The organism is Pseudomonas sp. TNT2022 ID1044 (assembly GCF_028656895.1).
In the GTDB taxonomy this organism is placed as follows: Bacteria; Pseudomonadota; Gammaproteobacteria; order Pseudomonadales; family Pseudomonadaceae; genus Aquipseudomonas; species Aquipseudomonas reinekei.
Map to the genome: position 1 here is coordinate 383,859 of NZ_JAMDHB010000010.1, position 17,197 is coordinate 401,055.

Annotated in this window: 9 protein-coding genes and 1 pseudogene; 6 read left to right on the plus strand and 4 right to left on the minus strand. The window is 57.8% G+C overall.

Translation table 11 applies throughout. The annotated features are described in order from the left end of the window. Positions 1-150: 150 nt before the first annotated feature. From M5G20_RS16660 to M5G20_RS16670, 3 genes are all read right to left on the minus strand, one after another. A complete protein-coding gene (locus tag M5G20_RS16660) occupies positions 151-4,830 on the minus strand; it encodes a dermonecrotic toxin domain-containing protein (protein WP_273919974.1) in 4,680 nt (1,559 codons plus the stop codon). Between the two features lie 172 nt (positions 4,831-5,002). Continuing rightward, positions 5,003-8,122 carry a transglycosylase domain-containing protein gene (locus M5G20_RS16665; RefSeq protein ID WP_273919975.1) on the minus strand — a complete coding sequence of 1,040 codons (3,120 nt, stop codon included), beginning with the start codon at positions 8,120-8,122 and terminating at the stop codon, positions 5,003-5,005. Between the two features lie 529 nt (positions 8,123-8,651). Beyond that, positions 8,652-9,092, minus strand: coding sequence for an REP-associated tyrosine transposase (locus tag M5G20_RS16670; protein ID WP_273919976.1), 441 nt, complete (start codon positions 9,090-9,092; stop codon positions 8,652-8,654). Between the two features lie 493 nt (positions 9,093-9,585). Here M5G20_RS16670 and M5G20_RS16675 point away from each other — a divergent pair, with 493 nt between their 5' ends. The 4 genes from M5G20_RS16675 to M5G20_RS16690 all read left to right on the plus strand — a co-directional run bounded on the left by M5G20_RS16675 (position 9,586) and on the right by M5G20_RS16690 (position 14,144). Further along, on the plus strand, positions 9,586-11,007 hold the full coding sequence (locus M5G20_RS16675; RefSeq protein ID WP_212625668.1) for an amino acid permease: 1,422 nt from the start codon (positions 9,586-9,588) through the stop codon (positions 11,005-11,007). Positions 11,008-11,321: 314 nt separating this feature from the next. Further along, positions 11,322-11,696, plus strand: a complete 375-nt coding sequence (locus M5G20_RS16680) for a GtrA family protein (RefSeq protein ID WP_273919977.1) — start codon at positions 11,322-11,324, stop codon at positions 11,694-11,696. Then, positions 11,693-12,634 (plus strand): glycosyltransferase family 2 protein, encoded by a 942-nt coding sequence (locus M5G20_RS16685; protein WP_273919978.1) that lies wholly within the window; start codon positions 11,693-11,695, stop codon positions 12,632-12,634. Before M5G20_RS16680 ends, M5G20_RS16685 begins: the two co-directional genes overlap by 4 nt. Before the next feature lies 1 nt (position 12,635). After that, positions 12,636-14,144, plus strand: a complete 1,509-nt coding sequence (locus M5G20_RS16690; protein WP_273919979.1) for a glucosyltransferase domain-containing protein — start codon at positions 12,636-12,638, stop codon at positions 14,142-14,144. Between the two features lie 39 nt (positions 14,145-14,183). On the opposite strand, the pseudogene M5G20_RS16695 reads toward M5G20_RS16690, so the two are convergent. Next, positions 14,184-14,549 (minus strand): annotated as a pseudogene (locus tag M5G20_RS16695) (glutamate synthase-related protein); the annotation flags it as partial. A 371-nt stretch (positions 14,550-14,920) separates the two neighbouring features. Between M5G20_RS16695 and M5G20_RS16700 the strand changes: the two are divergent. Both M5G20_RS16700 and M5G20_RS16705 read left to right on the plus strand, forming a co-directional pair. Beyond that, entirely contained in the window at positions 14,921-15,841 is a 921-nt protein-coding gene (locus tag M5G20_RS16700) for a HamA C-terminal domain-containing protein (RefSeq protein WP_273919989.1), read from the plus strand. Then, positions 15,834-17,090 (plus strand): DEAD/DEAH box helicase, encoded by a 1,257-nt coding sequence (locus tag M5G20_RS16705; protein WP_273919981.1) that lies wholly within the window; start codon positions 15,834-15,836, stop codon positions 17,088-17,090. Before M5G20_RS16700 ends, M5G20_RS16705 begins: the two co-directional genes overlap by 8 nt. Positions 17,091-17,197: the final 107 nt, after the last annotated feature.

Consider the following 17,197-nt stretch of genomic DNA (forward strand, 5'->3'; position numbering starts at 1 on the left):
AGGTAGGGGCGTGGCGTACAAGTGGCCAAAACCGGCGCGAAAACAGTATGTCGGCAATGTCACCGTGATCCGGGATTCGGAAATCTGAGGGCGGGGGGGCTGCACCTGACGGCGTAATCCGCCGTCAGGCTGTCCTCACTGTCTTCGGTATTACTGGCCGGCGCGCCTCAGGGCTTCGCGGGTCAAGCTTCGCGACAGTTCTTTCTCGGCGTCGCCCAGGTCGACCAGCAGCAGATCGAAAGTCGCATCGCTGATCGGCTCATCGACAAAGATCGCCGTGTCCGGAACCGGCAGATCGGTCATCAGTTCCCTGAGCCGGCTGCGCAATTCGGCGCGGCGCGGATCCGATGTCGACTCAACCCATTCGCGCTGTGTTTCGCGCAAGCTGTCCATTTGATCCGACAGACGCTGATAGCGACGCTGGTTGGTTTGCAGTGGATTCGTGTAGCGCTCGTGCAAATGATCTTGCCAAAAATCCTGTTCGAGCATCCGGTCGACCAGACCATCGCCTTCACCCAGGGTCAGGACCGTGTCATAGGCTTGATCGATCATAGCGTCAGTGACGCCAGACACTGGCCGGTAAAGCATGCCTTTCGATTGCCAGGGCAAGTCGAGGCGCTGGGCTAATCCGGTCTGATAGGCCAGGTAGATCTCGACTTGGTCCGGGTCGCCAGCACGACTGGCGACATCGGCGCGGGCGATGTCGTTAACCTGTGCCAGCCGCGCCGCGCCTTTGGCCAGGGTGACCAGTTTCTGCTCCAGCTGAACCGGGTCGGTGGAATAGGCGTGAGCCTCGTAGACAAGCACATGGATGCCCATGTGATTGAACAACTGGGTACCGGCGTCGGCGCAATCCACCGGCGCGATGGCCATGGTGAACAGCTTCTCCCGCAGAGGCGTGTCGACGTACACGGCATCGAGCATGCGCCAGACACGTTGCACCAGTTGATCCCGAGCTTTGCCGCCGGCCCGGTAGTCAGCGGAAAGCCGGGTATCGAGCAATACGTTCAAGAAGCGCTCGGCCTGGGGCTCGTCGACCAGCTCCGACCACAGATTGGCGCGGTCGATGCCCCAGCCGGGCACATCGTTCCAGTGGTCCGCGCTGTAGTTGGAATTGACCACCCAGTCGGCCTCGCTGTTGGAGGCCACGATGGGCTCAGGGGGCAATTGCACCGAACGACGGATCGCCTGATAGCGCACCTGGTTGATGTCCGACAGGTTGCCGACATCCAGTCGGGTACGCGCCACGACCCAGGCCTGCGGCGAACCAGGAACCACCTCGGGTACCAGGCTGATCGGGTTATCCCGAAGATCGAGCAGAAAACCGCGGGGCCTGGTTTTGCTCAACGTACCTTCAGGCCAGCTGACAATGACAGTGTCCCGCAGCCCCACGACCTTCAGCTGGGGCATGCGTGAGATGTCGACCAGCCTGCCCAGGGGGTTTTCATCCAGACGCAGGATCTCCAGATAAGTCAGGTGTTTGAGTTGCTCGACAGCGGCGGCGTCGAGCACGATCTCATTGTCACTCAAGCGCAGGCGTTGGAGCCGATGCATGGCGCCGATGTTTTCCGGCAGGCTCGTCAGGTTGCATCGACTGGCACTGAGTTCGCGAAGGTTGGGAAAGTCTTTCAGCAAACCATTGGCTTTGGCGGAAAAGCGTGTGTTGTCGAGTTTCAGGGTCGTGACCTTGTCCAGAAAGCTCTGTAGTTGCAGCCGATCGGGCCATTCGGATTGCAGATTCAGAGGCAAAAGAAACTCATCGTGTGACAGATCCAGCGCATAGCCATTCAGGTCGGTACGGCTACCGGGTTCGGTGTTTTTTCGCTCGAAACAGGCGAGCAAACACCGGGCAATGTGTTGGCGAGCGGCAGATAGAGGCCTCGGAGTGTCGGCATCCAGCCCGGCGGCCTGCGCGCGCCAGAGATCGATCAGATTGCGCAGGTGGTTGAGATCGTTTTCTTGTTCCTCCAGAAACTGCATCGGCTCGCCCCTTTCAATCAGGGCACTGGCGAACGTATCGACCTCGGTATCGCTGAAGTGCGGATAAAGGTCATGGATGCGCTCGTGCACGGTCTGGCCCTTCCTGCTGAGCCCGCCTCCACGCACCAACAGCAATGTTTCATGCTCGGCCACCATGCGCACGGGCGGCTCGGCGAGTACGGTCCGGCGTTCGCTGGGCGGTGCCGATTTTACAATGACCCACTGCCTGAACTGATCAGCATCACCCGGCTTGTAACCCAGGCTGTTTTGCCCATTCTCTTGCGTGGCCTGCAGCACGGCTTCAAAAAAATCATCCGCTTCATGGATTGGCTGATCGTCACCATCACGCACCTGATACTGCCCGGCGTCGTCGCGAATCAGTACCCGCACCCGCGTGGCGTCATCGGGGCCGGCGCTGCTGCGCAACTGGCCATCGACGGTGCCCTGACGAATCTCCAGGCGCAGGTCGCCAAAAATGTCTGTGTTGATGCGCAGGGTGCCGAGCACCAGGCGCTCGGTGTCCGCGGTCATTGCCGTGCTCGGGTACAAACCCTGGGCCGCTCGTACCGCCCGGGTTTCGAAATGCAACTCTCGGGCCTGGGTTTTCAGGCGCAGGGGCAGGCGTTTTTTCTGGGCGATGTGCTGATCTTCCGTGGCACTGGCGCCCTCGATGATGTGTGCGGCAACGGTCGCCGGCAGCTCGGGGAATTCACTGAACAGCGGCGCAATCTCAGGGGACAACGCAGCGGGTGCAACGGGCGGTGAAGCCAGGCGTTGCAGGGTATCGGTCAACAGCGGTGGCGGTGCTGCGCTCTCCACGTGCATCCGCCGCAATACGCCCTCATCGGTGCCGCTGATCTGGCGAATCTGCTCCAGTTGTTCATCGTTGAAACCCTCGGTGCTGTGACCGAGGCGGCGCATCAGAGTCGGGCCTTGCCACTCCCGCGGGTTCTCCGTTTCGCAGACCCAGGCCCCATGGCCATTGTGGCGCAGGGTCGGGGAGTAGGCTTCTGAGCGCTGCGGATGGCGGATGCGCTGTTGCCCGGTAACCGGGTCTGGCAGCACTTCGAAGTGTTGATCGTTCAGACGCAAGATGCGTCGGCCCTGATGCGTGTGAAGGCCCTGACCATCCGGTCGGGCGTCCGTGGGCAATTGCACATCGGTTTGCTGATAAGGGCTGAGGTCAGGGTTCCACAACCGCGCTTCACCGTTTGCCATTTTCACTGGTTTGAGCCCATCGAAAAACGGCGAGAGCTTGGCCCGGGCAACATTGCCGAGTGCGCCTCCCGCGGCGAATACGCCCAGCTGGATGACGCTTTGCAGCACGCCGAGGGTCTGCTCGCCGGCCTCGGCCAGGTGCCCCTCGGCCAGGTCGACAAGGCCCTCGACCACGCCATCGGTCAGTTGATAGGCGGTGTACGCCAGCATCAGTTGGCCCAGGCCGGGCACCAGCGGCGTCGCGACCAGCAAGGCCACGTTGAGGATGTCCGAAAGCATTTTTTCCAGGTTATCCCACCAGGCCCAACGGGCCATGCGGTCGGCGTACGCGGTGGGGATGGCGATTTCCCGAGCGTCGTTGAATACCTTGTTGAGCGTCTGCCGGTAACGGTAGCCCCACAGATCATTGTCGAACGTCGTCTCGCGGTCGCTCTTGATACTCGACACACTGAATTGCAGATTGGGTTTATCCACAGGCGTTTCGCGCCAGCTCGGCAAGTTTGAACCTGATGCAACCGGTTGCCATTTCACCGTACTCAGACGCGCATTCAGTCCGGCAAAGAAATGGCCGCGTTGCCCATGGGGCACGAACTGGCTGAAGAACCGTTGATAGCTGTCGGTGGATGCGCCATCGCGCAACTGGCGAGTCAGTTCGGCCATGAACTCCAGCGACGAGGGGTATTGCCTGAGCGGGTGCAGCGGGTCATGGGGAACATAGGCAATCACCGGGACCGGGTCGCTGGCGCTGGAGGTGTCCGCCGCGATCAGGATGATGCCACTCAGGCGCGTGTCCATCATCGCCAGGTTGTAATAGTCGACGGGTTTGTCGTTCCACTTCAGTTGCGAGCGATCATCGAGCATACCTTGCACGACATCAAAGGCCTCCTGGTCGATGTCGTTCTTCATCAGGGCCATATGCGCGGCGACATTGAGTGCGCTTTTCTGGCTGAGAATGACTTTATGGCGCAGGACTTTGCTCGTCGTTTTGTCCGTGGGACGTAAAGCGTCTTCAAGGTGTTGTTGGTATTGGGCGCCGATGTCCAGTTCGCGACACAGGGACTTGAACTGCTCGAGGCTCAGTTTGTGCTTGAGCTTTACCACGTTGAAATGCCCGCGTGCGTCGGGGCGGGTGATGAATTCCGAGTCCTGGGTGAACGCCTCGTCCCGGGAAAAATTGTGCAGGGCGGCGTCGAGCAGCGAAACGGTTCGACTGGTGGTTCCACCGGAAAAGTCGTGCACCCACCAGGCTGTCTTCGCCGGGGCATACAGCCGCAACCAGGTTTGCTCGACATCGTCTTCGATGCCGAAACGGTCCTTCAAGGCTTTCTGCAGCAAGGGTTTGGCAAAGGCGGAGATGTCCTGCAGATCGAGCAGTGCCTTATCCACATTGTTCTGTGCGGTCCAGCCGAGCCGGATGGCGTTTTTCAATTGTCGGTGAGCGGTGGTTGACGCGTTGCGGTGCCACTCGGGCAGCGTCAGCCTGATGGATTTCAGGGCGTCGATGCGCGATGGGGAGGTGTTCAGCAGCCAGGAAGGAATCGCCTTTCTGACCTGATGGAAGTGGATACTTTTATCGAAAGGGGGGAGCTCGAGCGGGGCTGATCCTTGAATCGCCGAGGGTAAATTGGGCATTGCTTGATCGTCCGTTGATCAGAAGTGGGACGATCAGACTAGGCAAGCGAGTCAGGCAAAAAAAGCGCAAAAAATTGCTTGGTCAGGCGGGTGGCAACGCTTTGAATCTACGAAAAACAAAGCCTGAAAAATACATATGTACCGCCATTTCGTATTCGCTGTGGGCGCCCACTCACCGGCCAGCCGTTACCTGGCTTGGCTGGCACATCGTGTGGGTGCCAGGTTGCAGGTATTGCGTCAGGATCGGCGCCATGCCCTTGAGCACTTGCACAGGCAGCGCCGAGGTGAAGGTGAAGTTTTCCGCCGAGCGGCCCGGTACATAAGCGGTCAGCGTGCCGAAGTGGCTTTCGCCGATATAGAACACGAACGTGGCCGTGCGGTTGACGGATTTCGAACTGAGAATGCGTCCACCCGAGCCGATGGCTTCGATACGGTTATCGCCGGTACCGGTCTTGCCACCCATGGACAGAGGTGTGCCATCGGGCAGGTTGAAACTGCCGGCCAACCGTCTTGCGGTCCCGGCGTCCACCACTTGCGAGAGGGCTTCGCGCATAGCGCTCGCAACTTCCGATGGCATCACTCGTTTGCCGCCACCCGGGTCCTTGGTCAGCCGGGTTTCATAAGGGGTATTGGTTGCGAACTGCAGGCTGTCGATCCGCAGTGTCGGCATGCGCACACCGTCGTTGAGTATCGTACCGATCAATTCAGCCAGCGCTGCCGGGCGGTCGCCGGAGCTGCCGATGGCGGTGGCCAGTGACGGCACCAGATGGTCGAACGGGTAGCCGACTTTCTGCCAGCGCTGGTGAATGTCGAGGAACGCTTCGATCTCGAGCATGGTGCGGATGCGGTTGTCGCGGGCACCCTTGTGCCGGCTCTTGAACAACCAGCTGTAGACTTCCTGGCGCTCAAACCGGCTGGCCTTGACGATGTCCTTGAAGGTCGCGTCCGGATGATTGAGCAAGTAGCCCATCATCCACAGGTCGAGCGGATGCACCTTGGCGATGAAGCCCTGATCGGGCAGGTCGTAGCGGCCGGGGCTGTAGGCTAGATAGAGCCGCTCAAGGCGTTCGTCGGTGAGTTTTTCAGTGAGCTTGGCGCCGCTGAGGTGCGAGCGCACGAAGGTGTCGAAGCTTTGCTGACTGGCCTGTGGCAACAGGTAGCGGTGCACGGCGGCCAAACGGATCGGGGTCGGGCGCATGCTGTCGAGGAACGTTTCGAGCCGCGCCTGGGTGTCTTTGTTGCGGTACTTTTTCCAGAACTTGAGCAGGAACGACGTGCCCTCACGGTCGGCGAACGAGGCCAGGTATTCCTGACGGCGTGGATCGCGGTCGTCCTTGAGCAGTTCGGCACTGTTGTTGGGCCCGGAGTACGTGGTGTAGCGCACCAGGTCGCGCATCAGGCGAATGAACGGCAGGTTGATCGACTCCCGCAGGGCATCGCGCAGGGTTGGCAGGCGACCGTTGTCCTCCTTGCGGAAGTTATGGAAGGTGTGCAACCCGCCGCCGGTGAAAAACGCTTCGCCAGGACTGGCGGAATATTTGCGGTCCAGCGCGGCACTGAGCAGGGGCTGCAGGCTGTGGTCCTTGTTCTCGATCAAGTAATCGACGACCCAGCGACTGAGGCGGTCCTGCTCCGATACTTCGACTTTCTTCAGTTCCGGTACGCCCATGTCGGCGTATTTATCGTGCAGCTCGGCGATGATTTGCAGGTAAGTCGTCATCACCCGCATTTTCGCGGTGGAGCCCAGTTCCAGTTTGCTGCCTTCGTTGATGTCGAACGGCTGGTCGGTACTGTCGGTCTGTACCCGCACCCGCGAACCGTCCGGGGTCAGTTCGAACAAGGTGAAGCTGTAGCGCACCTGGGTGGTGCTGGTGGGGGTCAGCAAGCGTTCGCCCATCAGTCCGATTTCGGCGGCATAGACCGGGTCGGCGAGTTTTTTCAGGTAGGCGGTGGCCTGACTTTGCAGTTCACCTTGCAGCGTGCTGGTGGCCGAGAGGTCGAGGCGGTCGAGGTCGTACAACGGACGATTGAGCAATCCGGCCAGCCGGCTGCGCGCGACGCTGATACCCTTGTTGGTTTCAATCGGTTGCATGGCCGGCTGGGTCGCCCAGTCGCGGTACGTAACCTTGCTGGCCAGGGCTGCCGCGGCGAACGGCGCATCGATCACGTTGTTCTGTGCCAGCAGCCGAATATGGCTGTCGGTGAGGTCGGCCAGTTCATCCCGGCCTTTGGTCAGGTAATGAGAAGGGCGGCGCTGGGCGATCATCAAAGACAACATTTCGCGCAAGGCCAGGCCTTTTTCCGCCAGGCTTTCTGGATCCGTTGCGTTGCTGGCCAGATGTTCGTTGGCCGTGTTGAAGTCGGCGCCGTACCACACGCGCAAACCTTCAGCCATGCCGTGCACTTCACCGTGGCCCGGCACGGCTGACAGAGGCACGCTGTTGAGATAGTCGCGGACCACGTTCTGCCGCGACTTGAGTGTTTGCGGCCCATCCTGATAAGCGCGCACGCTGGCGGAAATCATCTGGCGGATCTTTTCGCCGCCCGATACGGTCAAGCCCTCGGGCGAATGCCGGTACTTTTCCAGTTGCGTGGCCAGGGTACTGCCGCCCGCCGATTGACCGGGCAGATGCAGCATCTTGGCGACCTGGGTATAGGCCGCCATGCCGAACCGTGGCCAGTCCACCGCCGGGTTGGCCAAGGGTTGGCGAGGGTCGAGCAGGAAGCGGTTTTCGATGAACAGCAGGCTGTTGACCACGACCGGCGGGATCGCGTCGAAGCTGGGATAAAGCTGTTGCGGATAGTTGTACTGGTACAGGGGCGCCGCACGGCAATCGCTGATCGACAGGCCGGCCTGGATTTTTTCCGCATAGGGCACGAACAGGCCTTTGTCGGTGTAGTTCATCAACGCCGGGGAAAAGCGCGTTTGCTCGGTTATCACGTAGTCACGCTTGAGCAACCGTGGCAGAAACTCGCCCAGGGAGCTGTAGCCCAGGCGCAGATCGAACGGACCGGCACCTGGATAGTGAATCGCATCGCTGGGGCCAGGTTTTAGCTCATACGTGAGGGTCTTGGCGAACTTGCTGACTTCCCGGGATTGAAACCTCGAGGTGCGCATCTCCTTGACAGCCGCGAGTCCTACCACGATGGCAATGATTACCAACAACAGCCAGAACGCCTTCCAGCCGTGCATGACGCGGCTGCGAGGAGGTTTTTCAGGTAATGGCGCTTCATCCACAGGTTCAGTCTGGACCACGGTTTTACTCGAATCGGTTTGCCATAAAGCGCCCATAGTCGACTGATCCATTCACGCAGATTGATCGGACTTGTCTGAAGCTTAGACGGTGGTTGGCGTTGGTGAAAAAATTGTGGACCTCCAGATATCGGGTAACTGGTTCACCTGTGGCGAGGGAGCTTGCTCCCGCTGGGCTGCGCAGCAGCCCCAAACCAAACGCCGGGTTGGGTCAGGTACATTCCGATTGCAGGATTTGGGGCCGCTTCGCAGCCCAGCGGGAGCGAGCTCCCTCGCCACAAAGTGAGCAGCGTTGGGTTCAGAGCCTGCGGGCATCTGGGCGTGGAAGCATTCTTTTGCCTACGGGTAGCTTCAACGTCTGCGGGAAATGCCCGAAATCCCTAAAAGAAAGTGATCCCCTGTGGCGAGGGAGCTTGCTCCCGCCGGGCTGCGCAGCAGCCCCAAACCAAACGCCGGGTCGGGTCAGGTACATTCCGATTGCAGGTTATTGGGGCCGCTTCGCAGCCCAGCGGGAGCGAGCTCCCTCGCCACAAAGTGAGCAGCGTTGGGTTCAGAGCCAGCAGGCATCCTACAGAGGGTAGTCACCGATTTGTTCAACCAATCCTGCACGTAAAGGATTAGCAACGATGTAGCGGGCGAAAGGCCGTAAGTCCTCCCCGCCACGTATTGCCCGGTCGTGATAGCCGGTTTGCCAGAATGCGCCCGTTCGATTCAATACCCGGTTGATCGTCAACGTACTACGGGACTTGGTTGTCTGCATGAGCTGCGACAAGGTGCATTCTTCGATCTGCACGAGCCAATGAAAGTGATCAGGCATGATCACCCAGGCAATCGAGTTCACTCTTTCCTGATCGTGGGCGCGCTTGAGTTCCGCTACCAACAAACGTCCCAGATTCCAATCACTGAACATAGGGCGTCTCTGATGTACAACCGCAGTGATGAGGTAGGCCCGACCTGATTCCGAAAAACGGCCTCGGCGTAGTAAGTGCGAGTTTGGGCGTGGAAGCATTCCTTGCGTCCTTTTGTAGAGCTTTCATCTGAATCTAGTCGCTCACAGGCCTACGGGGAGCTTCAACGTTTGCGGGAAATGTCCGAAATCCCTAAGGGAAAGTGATCCTCTGTGGCGAGGGGATCGTTGCAAGCTGGGAATCCCGATCTAGACGTGTCCCACTGGGTATTACGGCCAAGAGCAAGGCATGACGCTGCACCAATACCGTGCAATACTCCCCGCCGCCTGCAATAGCGAAAATTCCTGCAAAACTCAGACAATCCTTCTCCGCAAATAGCATTTCTTCCCAGACTTACGCCTATTTTTTGTGGTTTATAGAGTGAAATACGCTTTTGGCAGCTTTTTATACTGAATGCCCCCGCTGATCTTGCCGGTCTGACCCGCAGGACGGTTCCGCCCACGAGGCGGCGCCGGTTACGGGAAGCGATGACCTATCGGTTCGCGCTTCAACACTCGGTGGTCATATCCAATAACAAGACGAGGTTGTACCCCTATGTCCGTAGGCAATCATCTGCCCCACGGCGACACCGCTCAGGGCGGTCCGCTCAAACGCGAACTCGGCGAACGGCACATTCGCCTGATGGCGCTCGGTGCCTGTATCGGCGTCGGTCTGTTTCTCGGTTCGGCCAAGGCCATTGAAATGGCCGGCCCGGCGATCATGCTGTCCTACATCATCGGTGGCCTGGCGATTCTGGTGATCATGCGTGCCCTCGGCGAAATGGCCGTGCACAACCCGGTTGCCGGCTCGTTCAGCCGCTACGCCCAGGACTATCTCGGCCCGCTGGCGGGTTTTCTCACCGGGTGGAACTACTGGTTCCTGTGGCTGGTGACCTGCGTCGCGGAAATCACCGCCGTGGCGGTGTATATGGGCGTCTGGTTCCCTGATGTGCCGCGCTGGATCTGGGCGCTGGCAGCGTTGGTCAGCATGGGCTCGATCAACCTGATCGCGGTCAAGGCCTTCGGTGAGTTCGAATTCTGGTTCGCCCTGATCAAGATCGTCACCATCATCGCCATGGTGCTCGGCGGCGTCGGCATCATTGCTTTCGGTTTCGGCAACGATGGCGTGGCATTGGGCATTTCCAACCTGTGGGCCCACGGCGGCTTCATGCCCAATGGCGTGCAAGGCGTGTTGATGTCCCTGCAAATGGTCATGTTCGCTTACCTCGGTGTCGAGATGATCGGCCTGACCGCCGGTGAAGCGAAGAATCCGCAAAAAACCATTCCTGATGCGATCGGCTCGGTGTTCTGGCGGATTCTGCTGTTCTACGTCGGCGCGCTGTTCGTGATCCTGTCGATCTACCCGTGGAACGAAATTGGCACCCAGGGCAGCCCGTTCGTGATGACCTTCGAGCGACTGGGCATCAAGACCGCCGCCGGCATCATCAACTTCGTGGTGATCACTGCAGCGTTGTCGTCGTGCAACGGTGGCATCTTCAGTACCGGACGCATGCTCTACAGCCTGGCGCAGAACGGTCAGGCGCCGGCCGGTTTCGCTAAAACGTCGAACAACGGCGTGCCGCGTCGTGCGTTGTTGCTGTCGATCGGTGCGTTGCTGCTGGGTGTATTGCTCAACTACCTGGTGCCGGAAAAAGTCTTCGTCTGGGTGACGGCCATTGCCACCTTCGGCGCGATCTGGACCTGGGTGATGATCCTGCTGGCCCAGCTGAAATTCCGCCAGGGCCTGAGCGCCAGCGAACGTGCCGGCCTGAAATACCGCATGTGGCTGTACCCGGTCAGCTCGTATCTGGCACTGGCGTTTTTGGTGCTGGTGGTCGGCCTGATGGCGTACTTCCCGGACACCCGCGTGGCGCTGTATGTGGGGCCTGCGTTCCTGGTGCTGCTGACGGTGCTGTTCTACGTGTTCAAGCTGCAACCGACCAATGTGTCGCAAGGTGCGGTACGTACGGCTTCGTAAGTCGTAGCATCTGAAATACAAAAGCCCCGGTCCATATGGCCGGGGCTTTTTCATGTGTCTTCAGTGGCGAGCAGGCTCCCTCGCCACAGAAGCGCTCAGGCGATCAGAAAGCCCTAGATTACAGGCCGCTCATGGGCGGCGCGCAGGGTGGACGGATTCGCCTTCAATTGCAAAGTCGGGGTCTTCGGCATGTCATCTGGGCGGGTCCGAGATGATAACCGCTGGTCTGAAAGATGGGCCAACCTGCGATTTCTGACAGTAGACAAGCTCCAATACTTAGGGCAGGCAACGGGTTCCAGCAAAGGATCGTCAGCATGAGACGTTTGTGGCGAGGGCTGTCCAGCTACACGGTGATCGGGGTCGCCAACACCCTTATTCACTGGCAGATATTTTTCCTGCTTAGCGTGGCGGCCGGTTTCAGTCAGGCTGTCAGCAATCTGGCGGCGTTTTGCGTGGCGGCCTCGTTTTCCTTCTACATGAATGCGCTCTATACCTTTGACAGCAAACTGTCGGTCGGTGGGTATCTGCTGTTCATGATGGCGATGGGCGCGTTGAGTTACGGGGTCGGGCTTGCCGGTGATGTGTGGCGGCTGCACGGTCTGCTGACCGTGGCGTTGTTTTCGGCGTTGAGCCTGGTACTGGGTTTTCTGTTTTCCAAGTACGTGGTGTTTCGCGAGCGTGGTGTATGAAGGTTTCGTTGATCGTCCCGGTATTCAATGAAGAGCAGGCGATCAACCTGTTTTATCAGGCCGTGCGCAGTGAGTTGAAACTGGGCGATATCGAAGTCGAAATTGTGTTCATCAACGATGGCAGTTCCGACCGCACCGCTGAGCAGGCAGCGGCCTTGGCGCAGGCGGACGACCAGGTGTTGCTGATCAACTTTTCGCGCAACTTCGGCAAGGAGCCTGCACTGTTCGCCGGCCTGGAGTATGCCAGCGGCGATGCGGTGATCCCGATGGACGTCGACCTGCAGGACCCGATCAGCGTCATCCCGCAGTTGATCGAACAATGGCAGAAGGGTGCCGATGTGGTGCTGGCCAAGCGTCGCAGTCGATCCGCCGACGGTTACCTCAGACGCCACAGCGCGTCGATTTTCTACCATGTGCTCAACCGCATTGCGTACACGCGTATCGAAGAAAACGTCGGCGATTTTCGCCTGATGGATCGCAAGGTCGTGGATGTGATTCGCTCCTTGCCCGAGCATCAGCTCTTCATGAAAGGCGTGCTGTCGTGGGCCGGGTTCAACACCGTGGTGGTGGAGTACGAACGGGCCGGACGGGTGGCGGGGAGCAGCAAGTTCAACGGCTGGAAACTGTGGAACCTCGCGCTGGAGGGCGTGACGTCGTTCAGCACTGTGCCGTTGCGGCTGTGGACTTACGTCGGTGGCGCCGTGTCGATCTTCGCCGTGCTGTACGCGGTGTACATGGTGCTGGACAAGATTTTCTTGGGCAACAGCGTGCCCGGCTACCCGTCGTTGATGACCGCCATTCTGTTTCTCGGCGGCGTGCAGTTGATCGGCATCGGCATCCTCGGTGAATACGTCGGGCGGATTTACATCGAGGCCAAGCATCGGCCGCGTTATGTGGTCAAGGACATCGTTGGCGGCAAAGAACGGCACGAGCGCTGACATGGGCAGGCTCGGCGACTTATTCATCAAGGAACTCGGGGGCCGTCAGGTCTGGCTGTTTTTTCTGATCGCGACGTTGCTGTACGTCTTGCCACTGATCCTCGCGGACTATCCCTACATCGATGACAACTGGCGTTCACTGTCGGGCGGCATGGCCTGGGCCGAGCAGGGGCGATTGTTCACCGAACTGTTCTACAACGCGCTGACCTTCACCGGCGCCGCGCCGAACATCTTTCCCTTGCCGTTGTTGTTGGCAACGCTGGCGATGACCTTGGCGCTGACCAGCCTGACTTTCCATTATTTTCGCCAGCCGACCTTCGCCTGTTGCCTGGTGCTGTTGCCGCTCTGGTACAACCCGTTTTTCCTGCAGAACCTGTCGTATCAATATGACGGCGCGCCCATGGCCTTGAGCGTCGTTGCGGTGATTTATGCGATCACGTTCCGTCACCCTCGGCGCAGTGTGCAATGGCTGGTGCCTTCGTTGCTGATTGCGTTGGCGCTGGGTTTATATCAGGTGAGCCTGAATGTGTTTCTGGGCCTGTGTTGTCTTGAGGTGCTCAGGATCGCCCACGATAAACAGGCGTGGCCGGCATGGTTGAGTGTGATCGGCTTGAAAGGTGCGCAGGTCTTGCTTGGCTGGTTGATCTACGGCGTCAGCGCGTTCCCGTTCATGGGCCATGGCCGCACGCTGATGTTGAATCTGGCGGCGCAACCCTGGCTGCAACTGCAGACCAACATCGAGCGCGTGTGGGAAAAAGTCATGCTGCTGTTTCACGGCGGCTTTGCGTGGGTGTTCGCCGGGCTGTTGTTAGGCGCCATCGCCGGTGCGGTCCGCCTCGCAATGACCCTATGGCAGCGCGAAGACAGTGCGACCGCGAAACTTCTGGCCGGTCTCTTGTGCGTGCTGGTCGTGCCAGTGGTGGTGCTGCTGGTGTCCGGTATTGCGCTGTTCTTTCGCGACTTCAACGAGGGCGCCAGAACCTTGATGGGTTTTGCCGTGTTGCTGGTGCTGCTGTTCTATTTGAGTCATCTGGCGCTGGCGTCGGTGCATGAGCGGTTGCCGCTGTTGCTGGTGGTGCCGCTGTTGGCGATGCTGTCGTTGTCGTTCGCCTATGGCCGGGTGCTGACGGTGCAGAAAACCTTCGCCGCCAGTGCGTTGTTCAGCCTTGAGCACGACATCGCGAGCCGGCAAGGGCTGCGTGACGCCAAGCGCATCTACATGTCGGTGACTTATTCGGACCATTGGCTGGTGGGGGCGGCGGGTTCTTACAAACGCCTGCCGGTGCTGCACTATCTGCTCAATATCGACTTTTACATGCTGGCCGAGAATCTGCCGAAAGTCGGCATCACCAACGTGGTGGCGGAGAAGGAACGGCGTAACGCCACGCGCGTGGGCTACCAGCATTTCCCGGCGCTGGTGGAGAACCGGTACTACCGGATTTACCTGATTGGCGATTACGGATTTATCGTCTTCAAAGAGCCGGGTCGGATCAAAACGTTGCGTTGGTGAAGATCAAGAGATCGCAGCCTGCGATCTCTTGATCTTTGATCAGGCCGCCGCTACTTCATTGGGCTCAAAACTGTCCGCCCGCGCCATCTGCCACATCCGCGAATAGAACTCGCCATTCACTTCGCCGGTGAGCAACTCGCCGGGTTTGAGGAAGACATGCAGCTGCGAGAACAGCTTGATCTCGGTGGCCGACATGCGTCGTACCAGATGCTTGGCCGACAACTGCGACGGATGTTCGAGACCGGCGGCAGCGAGCATCTCGGCCAGACCCTTGAGGGTGTTGCGGTGGAAGTTGTAGACGCGTTGGGCCTTGTCCGGCACCACCAGCGCACGCTGGCGCAGAGTGTCCTGGGTGGCGACGCCGGTCGGGCATTTGTTGGTGTGGCAACTCTGCGACTGAATGCAGCTGTCTTTTTATGGCCCCCAAAATTCAACTATTCATCTGAGAGTGAGTGAGTGAGCGGAGTCCTAATAGTTGAGTAACTATTTGCAGCGTCTGCTGGATAGCTGATGTTTTTGGCGGATGGATCGAACGGTGATGGCATTCTGCATTCAACCTCGTCATTATCAGGCCATTACGCGCTTCAGTCTCTCCTCTTCCCGAAGGTTCAAGAGGCTCGCGTTGGGCCCTGCCAAGGAAAGGAAGAGTGTCGTCATCATCAGTTAGCTCACCTCTCAGCGATGTAATAGATCAACTCCTCGATCAGTCTCCGTTGGATGATTTCGTCAGATGTGCTCTGGATTTTCCCCCACAGCCGCCGGGTCTCCCCCCGAAGATGGCGCTGCTACATGTACGCTTCCAGGAGGACATTCCAAACACCCTTTCACTTGCTGATTTTTTGACTAGCCAAGCGGTGAACTATGCCCTAAGTCGTCGGCGACGTGACGCGTACTTGGCGGCTCTGAGGTCAGGTACGAATGGCGACTTGTCACTGACTTCCCAAATCAGCCGAGCAGTTAAGAGTGCGTTTATCCAGTTTCGAAAGGAATATCCTTCGAGGGCTAGCGAGGTGGGAGAAGTCCTTGCGTATTGCGTTGCCGTACATCACCTGAACGCTGCACAACTCGTCGCCAAAATGTCGTTGAAGACTTCAACCAACATGCCAGTCCATGGCCTTGACGGCATTCACGCCTCCGTTACGGATGGCAGACTGAATGTATATTTTCTAGAGTCGAAACTGGCCAAGACTGCCGCAAGCGGTACGGCAGATTATGCGGAGTCAGTTGCTGGCTTTGGTAGTAGCAAAAAGCAATATATGCAGGAGTATGGGCTCGTTAGAGATTTGGGGAATCTGGACGCATTAGCAACTGCGGACAAGGAACTTCTTTTGGAATATTTGGACGTATTTGCAAAGCCTAATGCCCCAAGGCGAGAGCGGTCTGTAGGTGTAATCTGCTACTCAGAAACGAAACATTTCGCGAATACGATACCAGTTGATGATGATGGGCCGCTCGACAGGCATGAACGTCACTTTGGAGATTTGTACGTAAATGATCACAGTCGGCATCACGAAAATGTAAGTGCTCAATTATTGAAGCACGGTGTCGATCAAAGTAAGTGTATGTTGTATCTGGTGGCCGTACCGGATGTAAATGAGCTGAGGGAGCAGTTTTACGAGTCTTTGGGTATTCTTGCAGCCCCGTCGGACTTAGAATTGAATGAGTCTTCAATGTGTGAGGGCGATCAAGATGAGTAATTTTGCATCTGAATTGTCGGCGCGTTTGATTGTAAACTTAGAATTTAAAAAGTCGCTTGGCGAGCTTCGCGCGTCCGGTGCAGCAAGTACATTGCCAGATGAAATGGAAAATTCGAATTTGGTACCTGATCGGGAAGCTTTGGGAAAGCTTTTGTACTGCGCGTCTGTATTCGCTCAATCCCCAGTGGAAGTTCATTTAGGACTAGCTCAGGCTATTGCGTTCAATGCCATGCTAGTAAGCCAAGATTCTACTATTTTGGAGCGGTGCTCAGTTATATTGGCGGAGCTAGGAAATTTTCCGGGGCTTAAGTACGGCGAGCTGACTTTCAAATCTAAACTTACAACTCTCACTGGCATGATCCAGCGAAACGTGATTGAGTATCTCAATACGATTCATGTTAATGGTCAGAGTATTGCTTTGACCGATTACCAGAAGACAGTTTGGGATTCGTTGGAGAGTGGGACTTCTCTCGCGATATCAGCGCCCACGTCTGCTGGAAAGTCATTTCTCGTTATCGAGTATTTGTGTCGTCGCGCCATAACAATTCCTAGTTACACGTTCGTATACATTGCCCCGACGCGAGCATTGCTGGCAGAGGTTCTAATAAAGATAAAAGAACGGCTTGCGACCTGTACCGATATTCGTGTGACGGACATCCCGACCTTCGAGCAGTCTTCGAGACAGATATTCATTTTGACCCAGGAGCGATTTCAAGCTCTACTTTCTACTATGTCTGAAAAGATTGATTTGATAGTTGTGGATGAGGCGCAGAACCTGTCTGATGGCGCAAGAGGGATGATTCTTCAAGACTGTATAGAGCAGTGTTTTGAGCGACACTCTCGCACCCACGTAGTGATGCTGGCCCCAGGAGCAGATGGATTCAAAGCAGCACTAGATAGCCTAGGTTTGCCACAGGTTACAGAGATCGCTACTACTGTCTCTCCTGTTCTTCAAAATCGAATCGTAGTGACAAAAAGCCGAGGTATTAATCAACTAGAGTTTAAGCTCCTCTCCACCAACGGTGCCGTATCAATTGGAACCATGGTTTGCGACATTGGCTTGGCTAGCCCAGAAGCGCGCTTGGCCGCCGTTGCGCTTGAGCTAGGGAGTAGCGGAGGCTCGTTAGTGTACGCTAAGACACCTACTGAGGCTGCGAAGCTGGCTGCTTCAATATCTCTTGGTGTCACAGATAAAAATGCAATTGGCAAAAATGATGATCTGATTACGTTCGGCGGTTGCAGGAGCTGAGTGCAACACGGTTATTGAATTGAAGCCGGAGCATCATGCCGCATAGCCAAGGCTTCCTGCATCACCTCTCCCATGACTTCGATCGGGCATTTGAAATCGACTCGCAG